10 protein-coding genes are annotated in these 14,893 nt (G+C 67.6%); 3 read left to right on the top strand and 7 right to left on the bottom strand.

The window, feature by feature from the left end:
• The first annotated feature begins 21 nt into the window (after positions 1–21).
• Entirely contained in the window at positions 22–180 is a 159-nt protein-coding gene (locus tag R1Z03_RS14295) for a hypothetical protein (protein WP_317351995.1), read from the top strand.
• Positions 181–389: 209 nt separating this feature from the next.
• On the opposite strand, the gene R1Z03_RS14290 is transcribed toward R1Z03_RS14295, so the two are convergent.
• Complete coding sequence (locus tag R1Z03_RS14290) at positions 390–1,328, bottom strand: LysR family transcriptional regulator (RefSeq protein ID WP_317351992.1); 939 nt, start codon at positions 1,326–1,328, stop codon at positions 390–392.
• Positions 1,329–1,414: 86 nt separating this feature from the next.
• Positions 1,415–2,677, bottom strand: a complete 1,263-nt coding sequence (locus tag R1Z03_RS14285; RefSeq protein WP_317351989.1) for a GGDEF domain-containing protein — start codon at positions 2,675–2,677, stop codon at positions 1,415–1,417.
• 453 nt (positions 2,678–3,130) lie between these two features.
• On the opposite strand from R1Z03_RS14285, the gene R1Z03_RS14280 reads away from it, so the two are divergent.
• Together R1Z03_RS14280 and map are read left to right on the top strand one after the other, a co-directional pair.
• Positions 3,131–3,385, top strand: a complete 255-nt coding sequence (locus tag R1Z03_RS14280; protein WP_272564350.1) for a ParD-like family protein — start codon at positions 3,131–3,133, stop codon at positions 3,383–3,385.
• Positions 3,385–4,197, top strand: a complete 813-nt coding sequence (gene map, locus R1Z03_RS14275; RefSeq protein ID WP_317351985.1) for a type I methionyl aminopeptidase — start codon at positions 3,385–3,387, stop codon at positions 4,195–4,197. Before R1Z03_RS14280 ends, map begins: the two co-directional genes overlap by 1 nt.
• A 19-nt stretch (positions 4,198–4,216) precedes the next feature.
• On the opposite strand, the gene R1Z03_RS14270 is transcribed toward map, so the two are convergent.
• From R1Z03_RS14270 to R1Z03_RS14250, 5 genes are all read right to left on the bottom strand, one after another.
• Positions 4,217–5,218 carry a hydrogen peroxide-inducible genes activator gene (locus tag R1Z03_RS14270; protein ID WP_317351982.1) on the bottom strand — a complete coding sequence of 334 codons (1,002 nt, stop codon included), beginning with the start codon at positions 5,216–5,218 and terminating at the stop codon, positions 4,217–4,219.
• A 202-nt stretch (positions 5,219–5,420) separates the two neighbouring features.
• Positions 5,421–6,863: an efflux transporter outer membrane subunit gene (locus tag R1Z03_RS14265; protein ID WP_317351979.1), complete on the bottom strand. Its 1,443-nt coding sequence runs from the start codon at positions 6,861–6,863 to the stop codon at positions 5,421–5,423.
• On the bottom strand, positions 6,860–10,063 hold the full coding sequence (locus R1Z03_RS14260; RefSeq protein ID WP_317351976.1) for an efflux RND transporter permease subunit: 3,204 nt from the start codon (positions 10,061–10,063) through the stop codon (positions 6,860–6,862). Before R1Z03_RS14260 ends, R1Z03_RS14265 begins: the two co-directional genes overlap by 4 nt.
• The gene (locus tag R1Z03_RS14255) at positions 10,060–13,182 is read right to left on the bottom strand and encodes an efflux RND transporter permease subunit (RefSeq protein WP_317351973.1); all 3,123 of its coding nucleotides are present in this window, start codon (positions 13,180–13,182) and stop codon (positions 10,060–10,062) included. The genes R1Z03_RS14260 and R1Z03_RS14255 overlap by 4 nt, the downstream gene beginning before the upstream one ends.
• 19 nt (positions 13,183–13,201) lie before the next feature.
• A complete protein-coding gene (locus R1Z03_RS14250; RefSeq protein ID WP_317351970.1) occupies positions 13,202–14,668 on the bottom strand; it encodes an efflux RND transporter periplasmic adaptor subunit in 1,467 nt (488 codons plus the stop codon).
• Positions 14,669–14,893: the final 225 nt, after the last annotated feature.

Genomic DNA, 14,893 nt, shown 5'->3' with positions numbered 1-14,893 from the left:
TCCCTCACCACCCGCGCTGGCGTGACCGCGGTGCGCATGGCGCTTGCGGCTTCGGCCTCTGCACAAACCGATACCTTGAAAAAGATCAGGGAGTCGGCGACGGTCACGGTGGGCATTCGCGATGTATCCGGCGCCATGCCGTTCACGAAGGGGCTGTGCAACCCGACCGGCTTCAGGTGAGATAGCGACCGGTGACGCCACGGACCCGCATTGCGCTCTTTCGAAACGGTACGGTGGCCAACCTGTTGGACTTTGCGCAAAAGAAGGGGCAGGCCCCGGAGATCGCGGCCCGGACGGACGGTCTGGTCATCACATCCGCCACGGCCGTGATCCGGGTCGACAGGGAAAAGGCTGCCATCGGGGCCGACCACGCCACCGCGGTATCCCTGCTATGGCGCTTTGGGACGGCGGAAGGCCAGCATTTGCGCCTTGGCCCCGGCGGGAGCCTTCACGCGGCCGATCTGCGAAGCCTCTGCCAGGCTGCGCGAGAAGTGGGCGACGAACGGCGAACGGCTCTGGGCCCGACGCTGGAGCAACCCGATTTCACGATGGAAGGTGTGTTCCTGCAGCGAGATCACACGCACGCCATCGGGCAACGGCAGGTGGGCTTCCACCAGCGGAACCAATGCAACGCCCACCCCTTTCGATGCGAGATGAATGAGTCCGGGAATCTCATCCAGTTCGACGGCCTCATTGACCGCCAGGCCCTGGCGCCGCAGGAAACCTTCGACCATTCGGCCACCGAACGAGACCCGGTCGTAGCGAAGAAATGGCCGAGCCTGGATCAAGGTACGCCAATCCTTGCGCGCCGTCTCCTCCTTGGGAACGATCAGCACGAAGGGCTCGTGGACGAGCGATTGCCACGCCAGGTCGGGGGGCATGCCGAAAGGAGGGCGGATCATCACCGCGGCATCGATTTTTCCCGCGTCGAGATCGTCCATCAACCGCATGGAGACACCGGGAGATACATGCACGCGGACCTGCGGAAACAGGCGCCTCAGTCCCTCCAGCGCACGGGCCACAAGCGTCGGCTGCGCCGAGGCAATGGAGCCGATGCGCAGAACACCTTGCGTGGCGCTTTCATCGGGGGGATCACCGAGCCTTGAAAAGAGCGCGCAGATGACCTCCGCACGCTCGACAGTCGTCTGTCCGGCCGCATTCAGCGTTGCAGAACGGCCGGTCCTGTCGAACAGGGGAAATCCCAACGCGTCCTCCAGCCGCTTGATCTGGCTGCTGACGGCCGACTGGGTCAGTCCGATCTGCTCCCCCGCTGACGCGAAGGTTCCGTATCTGCAAACCGCGATGAGGGTCTTGAGCTCGGGGATCATCTCCGAAGCATCCCAGAAATCGATGGAAAACCCAAAAAACCGCTGATTTTCTGGTGGCTCAGTCAGAGCGCCGCAGGAGAGCCCGCCTAGAAGTAGCCGTGCGACGGCACCTGCACCTCTTCATCATTGGCAGCACTGCCGGCCCCCACGGGCTCCTGCACCACGACCTGGTTTCGCCCGCCTTGCTTGGCCATGTACATCGCGGCATCGGCACGGGCGAAGAACTCGAGGGCAGTCTCACCCAGCACGTATTGGGTGACACCGATCGACACCGTCACCCGGCCCCGCAGGCGGGGGTTTTCCCAAGCGTGCGACTCCACCTGCACGCGGATGCGCTCGCAGGTGTTCAGCGCAGGCAGCAAGGGCGTCGCGGGAAAGATCACCAGGAATTCTTCGCCGCCGTATCGACCGAAGAAATCGTCAGCCCGCACGGCGCCCTGCCCCAGCTTGGCAAAGGTGCGAAGCACTTCGTCCCCCTCCAGGTGGCCCATTTCGTCGTTGATCCGCTTGAAGTGATCCAGATCCACCACGGCCAGGCAAAGCGGAATGCCGCTTTCGTCCGCCAACTGCTTTTGCTCTTCGAGGGCGGCCAGGACGGACCGCCGATTCAGGCATCCCGCCAGGGCATCACGGCGCGCGCTTTCGGTAATGGAGCGTACTTCGCTGCTTTTCTTTTGCAGCAACCGGTGCAACATGCGCACACGCCCCATCAACAGCACATAGGCGGGTAATGCCAGTGCCAGCGACACGATGTGCAGTACTTCCAGGCGCAGCAATGCGGCATTCTCGTCCTGGGCATAGTGCAAACCGCTGATCGCTCCGTAGACCGCAAGGATACCGACGCACACCGCCAGTGCCATGTTGCGCGACAGGGTGAACAGGCCATAGGCCATGACCACGAACAAAAACGGCGCCAGAGCGATCTGCGTGACGGGCTCCAGATAAAAAACCAGAAGCAATGCGCCCGCCGAGCCGATCACGATGGGCAACCGCATTTGGCGGTCGGCGAAATGCTCGTGGACACCCAAATAGAAAAGGCCCATGAAAGCGACCACCAGCAATGCGATGAGGGCCGCGACCACCAGCACCGTGGAAAAGCCCACCACGCCCAGGGCAAAGTAAACCAGCACGCAAGCCAGATACAGCAAGCACAGCAGGACCGGCACCATCCGCGTGCGGGGGCGGTCCATGCGCCGCCGCAGCATCAAAGCCACCCCCAGCTCCGATTGGGGTGAATGCGTGGAGGGCTCGAGTTCGTGCAACTCTTCGCTCATTGGAAACGCATCCGTATTTTCAAAGCGCATGCGCCGGCGGGCACGTAACGTGTCCCATAAATCCCTAAAACCCATGGAAGTGTTTCCTTACGATCGAACCGATGCTCGCGCCTTGACCAGTGATAAGCAAAATTTCATTGCCAATATTACATATTGGTTCATTCAGGACAATAGTCGAAGCGCAATTGATAGGCTTTCTCGACATCCCATTCAGGAAATCGAGACAGTGGGCGGTTTAAAACGGACCTTGCCTACAAGCCTTTACTCAATAAAACAGTAAGACAGCAGCCCGTCGCACGGCAACGCGCGCCCCGGCGCGGGCTCCGAGCGTAACCGGGTCGCGTGCTCTCGTTTCAACGAATGCGAACCGAGTTGCGCGGTAAACACCCGTTGGCGATTGGAAAGAGCGGCAGCTTAAAGGTCAAAGGAGGTTGCTTGGTTTCCCAGTCACGGATCCAACCCGTGAGAAGCCATCAAAAACCATATGAAACACATATACTTCACATACGTATCGTATAGAGGTGACTGATGGGAATCGTCAAAATTTCGGATCTGATGCACGAAAACCTGCGCGTGGCAGGCAACGCACTCAGCCGATCGATCAATGCGCAGGCCGAGCACTGGATGCGCGTCGGCATGCTCACCGAGCTGTATCCGGAGTTGAACCACCGGGAAATCTGCCAACTGCTGATCCGCGCCGAGCTCGCCGGGGGACTGGACATCTCGGTGGCTGCAACGGCCTCCTCGGGCAAGCCCGCCCCCTCCTCGCCCGGGCAACACTGATGACCAGCGACATTCGCATCAAGTCGGCCGAGCAGATCGCGATGGCCCGGCAGGCGGGGCAACTGGCCGCGGAGGTCCTCAGCATGGTGGCACCCCACGTCGTGCCCGGCGTGAGCACCGAGGCGCTCGACCGCATCTGCCATGACCACATCGTGAATGTCCAGGGCGCCATTCCAGCCAACGTGGGCTACCAGGGGTACCCCAAGACCATCCTGACCTCCGTCAACCAGGTGGTTTGCCATGGCATCCCTTCGCCCGACAAGATCCTGCAGCAGGGCGACATCGTCAACATCGATGTCGCCGTCATCAAGGATGGATGGTTCGGCGACACCAGCCGCATGTACTTCGTCGGCGCCCCCAGTACCTTGGCCCGGCGCCTGGTGGAGACGACCTATGAAGCCCTGCGGGCGGGCATCCAGCAGGTCCGACCCGGAGGGACGCTGGGCGACATTGGCCATGCCATCCAGTCCGTGGCTCACCGGGAGCACTTCAGCGTGGTGCGCGAGTACTGCGGACACGGCATCGGTCAGGTCTATCACGAAGATATGCAAGTGCTGCACTACGGCCGCCGCGGAGAGGGGCTGCGGCTGGAACCGGGCATGGTGTTCACCATCGAGCCGATGCTCAACGCGGGCAGACGCGAGACCCGGCAACTGTCCGATGGGTGGACCGTGGTGACGAAGGACCGATCCCTCTCCGCCCAGTGGGAACACATGGTGGCGGTCACGCCCGAGGGGTACGAGGTGCTCACCGCCTGGCCCGAAGGGACGGGCACCTACCCGCCCCTGACCGCCGGCAAGCCAGGTCCCTGATCCCAGCCCAGCGGCCCCTCTACCTCAGAATGGGCGTGACGCCGGGAAGCTCGCACGCATAGATCGCATTGCGCAGGGCGGCAATGACCTCGTAGCGGGGAAAGCTCCTGCGCCAGGCCAGCACGATCCGACGCACGGGTGGCGGCTGGCCGGATTCCTGCTGGATGGGCAGGTAGCGGATCTGGTTGTCGTCGTTGCGGCGGCGCTTTTCGGCGGGATGCTCATCGTCCTTGCGCCGCTTGTAGCCCGAGTGCATCTGGTCCTGCGGCACCGACAGGCGCGGCACGAGGGTAATGCCCATGCCGCGCGAGACCATGTGCTTGATGGTTTCCAGCGAGTAGCCTTCGAAGGTGTGGCTCACCCCTTCCGCATCGCCCAGGGCCGGCGCTGCCTCCGGGCTCAGTGCTTCCAGGTGTTCCCGCAAACTCTCGTCCGCCTCCAGCAGCAGCAGCGTCTCGCCCTGCAGCTCGGTCGTGGAGACGCTTTCACGCCGCGCCAGGATGTGCGAGGCAGGCACCGCCGCGATCAGGGGTTCGTCGTACAGGGCCGCCTTGGCCAGCCCGGTGGAGCGAAAGGGCTCGGCCATGATGGCGCAATCGATCTCCCCCGTGCCCAGCATTTCGATCAGCCGCTCCGTGAAGCTGCCCTTGAGAATGAGCTCCATCTGCGGCGTGCGGGCCTTGGAGTGGTGCACCAGCTCGGGCAGCAGATACGGACCGACGGTATAGGACACGCCGATCTTGACCGTGCCGGCCAGCGGGTCCTTGCCGCGCTGGGCGATTTTCTGGATGGCGGCCGCATGCTCGAGGATCCGCCGGGCCTCGTAGACGATCTCCTCACCCACCGGCGTGACCGACACCTGTCCCGCCGTGCGCTCGAACAGCTTGAGTTCCAGTTCCTCTTCCAGCTTCTTGATGGCCATCGACAGCGAGGGCTGGGAGACATTGCAAAGGTGGGCTGCGCGGCTGAAACGCTTTTCCTGCGCAAGGGCGACGATGTACTTGAGTTCGGTGAGCGTCATTGTCTGGGGCGAAAAGGGACGGCAGCTGGGGTGAATCGGTTTAACACCAATCCATGAAGCAAGTATTACGCTGATTTCATTGCGCCGACTGAATACGCCGATGCGGGCATCGCGTCATTGCCTGCGCCAGGACCGGAGGTGCACCGGGGGCACGGTAGCACCCTCCTGGCCACCGCTGGTTTCCAACCGCTTCACCAGACGCTCACCGCGCCCCTGCCCCGCCTTCCCACCGCGCCTGCCATCCCCCACCCAGCGCCTGCACCAGCGTGGCGGCCGCCAGCTGTCGGTTCACCTGCAGCTGCAGCAGCGCGCGCCGTGCCGACAGCGCGGTGACCTGGGCCGTCACCACCTCGGTGTAGCTCACCTGGCCCTCGCGGTAGCGGTTCAGCAGTTGCTGCTCGGTGAGGTTGGCGGCCGACACGGCTTCCTGGCGCAAAGGCTCCTGCGCCTGCAGCGTGCGCAGCACGGTGAGCTGGTCCTCCACGGCCTGGAAGGCGGTCAGCACCGTCTGGCGGTAGGTGGCCGCGCGGGCGTCGCGGGCGGCCTCGGCCCCTTCCACCCGGGCGGCGATGGCGCCGCCGTCGAACACCGTCTGCGCCACCGACAGCCCCAGCGACCACAGCGCGCCGGAGGCGCTGAACAGATCGCCCACGCTGGTGCCGCTGCGGCCCAGCGAGGCCGTGAGGCTCAGGCTGGGGTAATAGGCCGAGCGCTGCACGCCGATCTGCGCATTGGCCGCGGCCACCGCACGTTCGGCCGCAGCGATGTCGGGACGGCGCTGCAGCAGGGTCGACGGAATGCCTGCGGGCACCTCGGGGGCCCGCATGTTCCAGGGCGCGGGCGGCAGCGTGAACGAGGCCGGTGCCACCCCCGTCAACACGGCGATGGCGTGTTCGTAGCGGGCGCGGTTTTGCTGCATGGTGGCGAGGTCCGCGCGCGCGTTGGCCAGCTGGGTGCGGGCCTGCAGCACGTCGGAGTTGGCCACCACGCCAGCGGCGTAGCGGTTCTGGGCGATCTGCAGGCTGCGCTCGTAGCCCTGCACGGTGGCCTGCAGCAGGTCGATTTCGGCATCGGCTTCGCGCAGCTGGAAATAGGCCGACACCAGCGAGCCCACGGCGGACAGCCGGGCGGAAGCCAGATCGGCTTCGCTGGCCTGGGCATTGGCGCTGGCGTTGTCCACTGCACCGCCCAGGCGCCCCCACAGATCGGGTGCCCAGTCCGCACCCAGTGCCGCCTGGGTGGTGGTACCGCGGCGGGTGGAGCCCTCGCCGCCCGCGCGCGAGCCGCTGCCCGACAGGCTGACCGAGGGCAACAGGCCGGCGCGCTGCTCGCGCACCAGCGCCTGCGCCTGGGCGTAGGCCGCCACGGCGGCCGCGATGTTCTGGTTGGACAGTTGCACCTGCGAGGCGAGGCGGTTCAGGTCGTCGTCCTGGAACAGCGTCCACCAGTCGCCGCGGTCGATCGCATCGGCGGGCGCGGCGGGCTGCCACACCGCCCCCGCTTCCTTGAAGGCGGTGGGCAGGGGCAGTTCGGGGCGCTGGTACACGGGCGCCACGGAGCAGGCGGCCAGGGGCAGCAGCGCGCCCAGGCAGGCCACGCGCACGGCGCGGGGTGCCCAGGCAAGGGAGGGAAAAGCGGATGTCATGGTTGTTGCAGTGGAGACGCAGCGGCACCCGCAGGCGGGGCCGCGCGGCTCAGTTGGTGTTCGTTGGCGGAGCGGCGGCGCAGCTTGTCCAGCAGCACGTAGACCACCGGGGTGGTGAGCAAGGTCAGCAGCTGGCTGGCGATCAGGCCGCCGATGATGGCCACGCCCAGCGGCTGGCGCAACTCGGAGCCCTGCCCGAAGCCAATGGCCAGCGGCAAGGCGCCCAGCGCGGCGGCCAGCGTGGTCATCAGGATGGGACGAAAGCGCAGCATGCAGGCCTCGCGCACCGCCTCCAGCGCCGACAGGCCCCGGGCACGCTCGGCCTCCAGCGCGAAGTCGATGATGAGGATGGCGTTCTTCTTCACGATGCCGATCAGCAAGAACACGCCGATGAGCGCGATGATGGTGAACTGCATGTTGAACAGCAGCAGCGCCAGCACCGCCCCCACGCCGGCCGAGGGCAAGGTGGTCAGCACGGTGATGGGGTGGATCAGGCTTTCGTACAGCACGCCCAGCACAATGTAGATCACCACGATGGCCGCCAGGATCAGGAAGAACTGCTGCGACTGCGATTGCTGGAACCCGAGGGCCGTGCCCTGGAAGCTGCCGCGCACGTTGGTGGGCATGGCGATGTCGGCCTCCGCCTGCTCGATGACCTGTCTCGCCTGGCTCAGGGATGTGTTCCCGTCCAGGTTGAACGAGATCGTCGTGGCCAGTTCGCCGTCCTGGTGGTTGATGGAGGTGGGCGAGGCCCGCTCCACCACCTTGGCGATGGCGCTCAACGGAACCATGGTCGATGCCGTGTTGCTCAGCACCTGCCCCGTGGAGGCGCCGCGCTGGCCCGGATTGGCGGCCGTGCCGGTGGCCCCGGTCGGGTTGGACGCCACGAAGATGTCGGCCAGCGCCGGCGGGCCCTTGGTGTATTCCGGCGCCCACTCCATGATGACCGAGTACTGGTTCAGCTCGCCGTAGATGGTGGCCACCGAGCGCTGGCCGAAGGCGTTGTAGAGCGCGCTGTCGATGGCCGAGGCGCTCACGCCCAGGCGCGAGGCGCTGGCCCGGTCCACCTCCACATAGGTCTCCACGCCGTTGTCGGCCTGGTCGGTGTCCACGTCGGTCAGCAGCTCTTCCTGCTTCAGGCGCTCGGCCAGGCGCGTGGCCCACAGCCGCATGTCGGCCAGGTTGTCGCTCTTGAGGGTGTACTGGTAGGTCGAATTGCTGGAGCGCCCGCCCATGCGCAGGTCCTGCACCGGGCTCAGGAACACCTGCAGGCCGGTGATCTGCGCCAGCTGCGGCCGCAGGCGCCCGATCACGGCGTTGCTGCTGTCGACGCGTTCGCCCACGGGCTTCAGGTTCACGAACAGAAAGCCCCCGCCCGCCCGCCCGCCACCGGAAAAGCCCACCACCGTGTCCACCGCCGGATCGTTGCGGATGATGCCCACCGCCTGGCGCAGCTTGCGCGCCAGGGCGTCGGAGGAGATGCTCTGGTCAGCCCGCAAGCCGCCGTTGAGCTGGCCGTTGTCCTGCTGCGGAAAGTAGCCCTTGGGAATCTTGGTGAACAGGTACACGTTGAGCCCGATCACCGCCAGCAGCACCAGCATGACCAGCGCCTTGCTCGCCAGCGCCCAGTCCAGGCTGTGGGCGTAGCCGCGCAGCATGCCGTCGTAGCCCCGCTCGGCCCAGCGCGCGAAGCGGCCGGGGGGCTTGGCCTGGGCGGGGTCTTCCGAGCGCAGCAGCCACGCGCACATCATCGGCGTGGTGGTGAGCGAGATCACCAGCGAGATCGCCACCGCCACCGACAGCGTGACCGCGAATTCGCGGAAAAGGCGCCCCACCTGCCCGTCCATGAACAGCAGCGGGATGAACACCGCCACCAGCGACAGGCTGATCGACAGCACCGTGAAACCCACCTCGCGTGCGCCCAGCAGCGCCGCGGCCATGCGGTCCATGCCGGCCTCGATGTGGCGGCTGGTGTTCTCCAGCACCACGATGGCGTCGTCCACCACGAAGCCGGTGGCCACCGTGAGGGCCATCAGGCTCAGGTTGTTCAGGCTGAAACCCAGAAAATACATGATGCCGAAGGTGCCCAGCAGCGACACCACCGTGGCCACCGCCGGAATGACCGTGGCGCGCGCCTTGCGCAGGAACAGGCCCACCACCAGCACCACCAGCGCGATGGAGACCATGAGCGTGAACTCGATCTCGCGCAGCGACGATCGGATGGAATTGGTGCTGTCCGACGCCACCGACACCTGGATGTCCTGCGGCAGCTGCGCCTGCAGGTCGGGCAGCAGCGCGCGCACGCCGTCCACCGTGTCGATGATGTTGGCGCCCGGCTGGCGCGTGATGAGCACGATGATGGCCGGGTCGCCATTGAACAGACCCAGCGTGCGCGTGTTCTCCACGCCATCGACCACGCGCGCCACGTCGCCCAGCCGCACGGCGGCGTTGTTGCGCCAGGCGATCACCAGCGAGGCGTAGTCGGACGCCTTGCGCGAGGGCGAAGGCGTGTAGATCTGCAGGCGCTTGCCGTCGCCTTCGATGGCGCCCTTGGGGCGGTTGGCGTTGGAGGCCTGGATGGCTGCGCGCACGTCCTCGGTGCTGATGCCGTAGCGGTTGAGCGCGAACGGCAGCAGCTCCACGCGCACCGCGGGCAGCGAGCCGCCGCCGATCTCGACCTCGCCCACGCCCGCCACCTGCGAGATGCGCTGGCTCACCACGTTGGAGACCGCGTCGTAGATCTCGCCCGGTGTGCGGGTCTTGGAGGTCAGCGTGAGGATGATGACGGGCGCATCCGCCGGATTGCGCTTGCGGTAGGTGGGGTTGCTGCGCAGCGTGGCCGGCAGGTCCACGCGCGATGCGTTGATGGCCGCCTGCACCTCGCGCGCGGCGCTGTCGATGTTGCGGCTCAGATCGAACTGCAGGCTCACGCGGGCCGAGCCGGTCGAGCTGCTGGACGTCATCTCGTTCACCCCCGCGATCACGCCCAGCCGGCGCTCCAGCGGCGTGGCCACGCTGGTGGCCATGGTCTCGGGGCTGGCGCCCGCGAGGCTGGCCGACACCGAGATGGCCGGGTAGTCCACCTGCGGCAGCGGCGCCACCGGCAGCACGAAGAACGCGGCGATGCCCGCCAGCGCCATGCCGATGGTCAGCAGCACGGTGGCGACCGGGCGCTCGACGAAGGGGCGCGACAGGTTCATGGCGTGGGCCCGGAGGGCGCGGCGCCGGACTGCGCGGGCGCGGCGGCCGTGCCCCGGCCCGTCCAGCGGCGGCCCAGCCGGTCGAAGGCCAGGTAGATCACCGGCGTGGTGAACAGCGTGAGCATCTGGCTCAGCACCAGGCCGCCGAAGATGGCCAGCCCCAGCGGTCGGCGCAGCTCGGCCCCCTCGCCCCAGCCCAGCATGAGCGGCAACGCGGCGAACAGCGCGGCCAGCGTGGTCATCAGGATCGGGCGAAAGCGCAGCAGCGCCGCCTGGTGGATGGCCTCTTGCGGGACCATGCCCTGCTGGCGCTCGGCGTCGATGGCGAAGTCGATCATCATGATCGCGTTCTTCTTGACGATGCCGATCAGCAGGATGATGCCGATGATGCCGATCACCCCCAGATCGTTGCCCGTCACCATGAGCATCAGCAAGGCCCCCACGCCGGCCGAGGGCAGCGTGGACAGAATGGTCAGCGGGTGGATGTAGCTCTCATACAGCACGCCCAGCACGATGTACACGCACACCATGGCCGCGAGGATGAGCCACAGCTGGCTGGACAGCGATTTTTCGTAGGCGCCCGCTGCCCCGAGGAACTGCATCGACAGCCCCGCCGGCACGCCGATCTCCTGCGCCGCCGCGCGGATGGCATCGACCGCGTTGCCCAGCGACACGCCTTCAGCCCGGTCGAAGCCCAGCGTGGCGGCCGGGTACTGCGCCACGCGGGTGACCTGCAGCGGTGCGAGCTGCTCGCGGATGGTGGCCACGGCGGACAGCGGCGTGGGCGTGCCGCCGCCCGTGCGCAGCTGCAGGGTGCCCAGCGCCTCGGGGCTGTCCAGATGCTCCTGCTGCGCCTCCAGGATCACGCGGTACTGGTTGGTCTCGGTGAAGATGGTGGAGACGATGCGTTGGCCGAACGCGCTGTAGAGCGTGTCGTCCACCGAACTGGCCGTGACCGACAGGCGCGAGGCCGTGTTGCGGTCGATGTCCACGTAGGCCGACAGGCCCTGCGCGCCCGCATCCGACGTGGCGTTGCGCACCTGGGGCACCGTGCGCAGGCGCTCCACCAGTTGGTTCGTCCATTCGTTGACCTGCGCCGAATCCACCCCGCCGATCGACAGGCGGTACTCGGTGGGCCCGGTCTCGGCGTCGATGGTCAGGTCCTGCGTGGGCTGCAGGTACAGCGTCACGCCGGCCACGGCGCGCACGCGGTCGCGCAGGCGCTGCATGACGGCCTCCTGCCCGTCTCGGTCGGCCTTCAGGTTGATCAGCATGCGCCCGGCGTTCAGCATGGTGTTGTTGGCCGCGTCCACCCCGATGAAGGAGCTGAGCGACTGCACGTCCGGATCGGCCAGGATGGCGCGGGCCGCGGCCTGCTGCAACTCGCTCATGCGGGCGTACGACACGTCCTGCGAGGCCTCCACGCGCGCCTGCAGCTGGCCCGTGTCCTGCGTGGGAAAGAGCCCCTTGGGAATCACCACGTACAGCAGCGCCGTGAGCGCCATCGTGAGCAGCGCCACCACCAGCGTGGCGCCCTGGCGGCGCAGCACCCATTGCAGCCAGATGTCGTAGCGCGCGATCACGCGGTCGAAGCCGCGCTGCACCGCGCCGCCGAAGCCACGCCGCTCGCCGTGCGGCGGCTCGGGTTTCAGCCAGCGCGCGGACATCATGGGCACGAGCGTGAGCGACACCACGGCCGAGATCAGGATGGTGAGCGCCAGGGTCACCGCAAACTCGCGGAACAGCCGACCCACCACATCGCTCATGAACAGCAGCGGAATCAGCACCGCGATCAGCGACACCGTGAGCGAGATGATGGTGAAGCCGATCTGCGTGGCGCCCTTGAGCGCGGCCTGGAACGGCGGCTCGCCCTCCTCGATGTAGCGGGCGATGTTCTCGATCATCACGATGGCATCGTCCACCACGAACCCGGTGGCGATGGTGAGCGCCATCAGGCTCAGGTTGTTCAGACTATAGCCCAGCAGGTACATCACGCCGCAGGTGCCGATGAGCGAGATCGGCACCGCCAGGCTGGCGATCACCGTGGCGCGAAGGCTGTGCAGGAAAAAGAAGATCACCAGCACCACCATCAGCACGGCCAGCACCAGTTCCATCTCCACGTGGTGCACCGATGCGCGGATGCCGGTGGTGCGGTCCGACAGCACCTCCACCTTCAGCGAGGCGGGCAGCCCGGCCTGCAGCTCGGGCAGCTGCTTCTTGATGTTGTCCACGGTGGCGATCACGTTGGCGCCCGGCTGGCGCTGCACGTTCAGGATGATGGCGGGGGTCTCGTTGGCCCAGGCGCCCAGGCGGTTGTTCTCGGCGCTGTCCACCACGCGGGCCACGTCGGTCATGCGCACGGGCGCGCCGTTCTTCCAGGTGACGATGAGGTTCTTGTAGTCGGCCACCGTCACCAGCTGGTCGTTGGCGTTGATGCTGTAGGAGCGCTGCGGCCCGTCGAAGCTGCCCTTGGCGCTGTTGGCGTTGGCCGAGGTGATGGCCGTGCGCAAGGTGTCGAGCCCGATGCCGTACGAGGCCAGCGCCTTGGTGTCGGCCTGGATGCGCACGGCCGGCCGCTGCCCGCCGGCCAGGCTGACCAGGCCCACGCCGGGCACCTGGCTCATCTTCTGCGCCAGGCGCGTGTTCACGAGGTTCTGCACTTCGGTGAGCGGCAGTGTGTCGGAGCTGACGGCCAGCGTGAGCACCGGCGCATCGGCCGGGTTCACCTTGGCATACACCGGCGGCGCGGGCAGGTCGGTGGGCAGCAGCGACGATCCGGCGTTGATGGCGGCCTGCACCTCCTGCTCGGCCACGTCGAGCGCCAGCCCCAGGCCGAACTGCAGCGTGACGATGGACACGCCCGAGGCGCTGGTGGACGACATGCGCGCCAGCCCCGGCATCTGCCCGAACTGGCGCTCCAGCGGCGCACTCACGGTGCGGCTCATGACCTCGGGGCTGGCACCGGGGTAGAGGGTCTGCACCTGGATGGTGGGGTAGTCCACCTCCGGCAGCGCCGACAGGGGCAGCAGCTTGAAGCCGACCAGGCCGGCCAGCACGATGGCCACCATCAGCAGCGCAGTGGCGACGGGTCTTTCGATGAACGGACGCGACGGACTCATAAGTGGGGCCGGGCGGTCGTCAAGGGGTCTGCGGGGCGGAGGCCCCGGGCTGGGCGCCCTCCTGCGGCGGGCGCTGGCGGCGCTCGCCCTCCGGTCCACGGCCCTCGCCACGGGGGCCGAAGCCCCGGGCCTCGCCCTCCCCGCGCGGGCCCGAGGCCCGTGCGCGGCGCGGCTGGACACCGGCGGCGCCGCTGGCTGCGGAGGCCGGGCCGCGCGCGCCTTGCAGCTGCACGGTGGCACCGTCCTTCAAACGGTCGCCGCCTTCGGTCACCACGCGCTCGCCGGCCTTCAGGCCCTCGGTGACGGCCATCAGCCCCACCGTCGCCTGGCCACGCTTGACCTTGCGCAGCGACACCGTGCGGTCTTCGTTGATGACATAGACGAAGTCGCCATTGGCGCCCGTGCGCACCGCCGTCACCGGCACCACCACGGCCGGCACCTCGCGCAGCAGGAGCTGCACGTTCACGAACTGGTTGGGAAACAGCGCACCGTTGGCGTTCTCGAACCGGGCCTTGGCCTTGACCGTGCCCGTGGTGGTGTCCACCAGATTGTCCAGCGTGGAAAACTGCCCCTTGCCCACTTCGGTGGTGCGGGTGCGGTCGAACGCCGTCACGGCCAGCGGCTGCGCGCCCTGCTGCGACGCCTGCACGTCGGTCACGCGGTCCTGGGGCACCGAGAACTGCACATCGATCGGCGTCATCTGCGTGATGGTGGCGATGCCCGTGGCCTCGCCGGCACTCACGTAGTTGCCGGCGTCCACCGTGCGCAGGCCGATGCGGCCCGTGGCGGGCGAGGTGACGCGGGTGTAGTCGAGGTTCAGGCGCGCGGTCTTCTCCTGGGCGAGGTCGGTCATCACCGTGCCCTGCAGCTGCTTGACCAGCGCGGCCTGCGTGTCCACATCCTGGCGCGCGATCGAGTCCTGCGACAGCAGCGTGCGGTAGCGCTCCAGGGTGATGCGGGCATTGTCGAGCTGCGCCTCATCGCGCTGGCGCGTGCCCTGCGCCTGCATCAGGGCCTGCTCGTAGGGGCGCGGGTCGATCTGCGCCAGCACCTGGCCCTTCTTGACCATCTGCCCTTCGGTGAACAGCACCTGGGTGAGCACGCCCGACACCTGCGGGCGCAGGGTGACCGTGGTGACCGGCGTGACCGTCCCTAGCGCGTCGATGACCACCGGCAGCGACGCCTGCCGTGCCGTGGCCTCGCCCACCGTGACCATGGCCCGCCCGCCGCCGCCGAAACCGGGCCCGCCCGGCCCCCCGGGACCACCCGGGCCCGCCGGCGCGCCCGGCCCCCCGGGACCGCCCGCGCCCCGCATCGCTCCCGCCGGGGCGGTGCTGCGCTGCGCCAGATACCAGGCGCCGCCGCCCAGCAGGGCCACCACGGCCAGCATCAGCAGCGTGCCGAGCCAGCGCGATCGCCGCGAGGGCGGCCGGTGGGCGGAAGGCGGCGGGTTGGGAACGGGCGCGTCGTGTGGTTGTGGATTCATGGAAATGGCTGGCGTGGCGTGTCGCGGAAAAGGTCCGTCCCGGGCGGCCGGCGGGGCAGCACGGGGGGCACGCCGAATCGTAGGGGCTCTGCGTACCGATTGTCTGGCTGCTGTGCGAAGAAAGGTAAATCTGTCGCCCGGCGCAGCGGTTCGCGCCGCGCGGCGGGCGGTTCGTCGCATGGCGCTGGCCGGACCGGGCGGCCGGGCGCACAGTGCGGCCATTCC

Origin of the sequence: Acidovorax sp. BLS4, assembly GCF_032929295.1 — a bacterium.
Taxonomy (GTDB): Bacteria; Pseudomonadota; Gammaproteobacteria; order Burkholderiales; family Burkholderiaceae_C; genus Paracidovorax.
This window is presented reverse-complemented; position numbering and strand designations above follow the sequence as displayed.

Bases quoted from the DNA above. Each gene is read 5' to 3' on its own strand.
- R1Z03_RS14290 (WP_317351992.1), bottom strand. From the start codon at position 1,328: ATGATCCCCGAGCTCAAGACCCTCATCGCGGTTTGCAGATACGGAACC.
- R1Z03_RS14285 (WP_317351989.1), bottom strand. From the start codon at position 2,677: ATGGGTTTTAGGGATTTATGGGACACGTTACGTGCCCGCCGGCGCATG.
- R1Z03_RS14280 (WP_272564350.1), top strand. From the start codon at position 3,131: ATGGGAATCGTCAAAATTTCGGATCTGATGCACGAAAACCTGCGCGTG.
- map (WP_317351985.1), top strand. From the start codon at position 3,385: ATGACCAGCGACATTCGCATCAAGTCGGCCGAGCAGATCGCGATGGCC.
- R1Z03_RS14270 (WP_317351982.1), bottom strand. From the start codon at position 5,218: ATGACGCTCACCGAACTCAAGTACATCGTCGCCCTTGCGCAGGAAAAG.
- R1Z03_RS14265 (WP_317351979.1), bottom strand. From the start codon at position 6,863: ATGACATCCGCTTTTCCCTCCCTTGCCTGGGCACCCCGCGCCGTGCGC.
- R1Z03_RS14260 (WP_317351976.1), bottom strand. From the start codon at position 10,063: ATGAACCTGTCGCGCCCCTTCGTCGAGCGCCCGGTCGCCACCGTGCTG.
- R1Z03_RS14255 (WP_317351973.1), bottom strand. From the start codon at position 13,182: ATGAGTCCGTCGCGTCCGTTCATCGAAAGACCCGTCGCCACTGCGCTG.
- R1Z03_RS14250 (WP_317351970.1), bottom strand. From the start codon at position 14,668: ATGAATCCACAACCACACGACGCGCCCGTTCCCAACCCGCCGCCTTCC.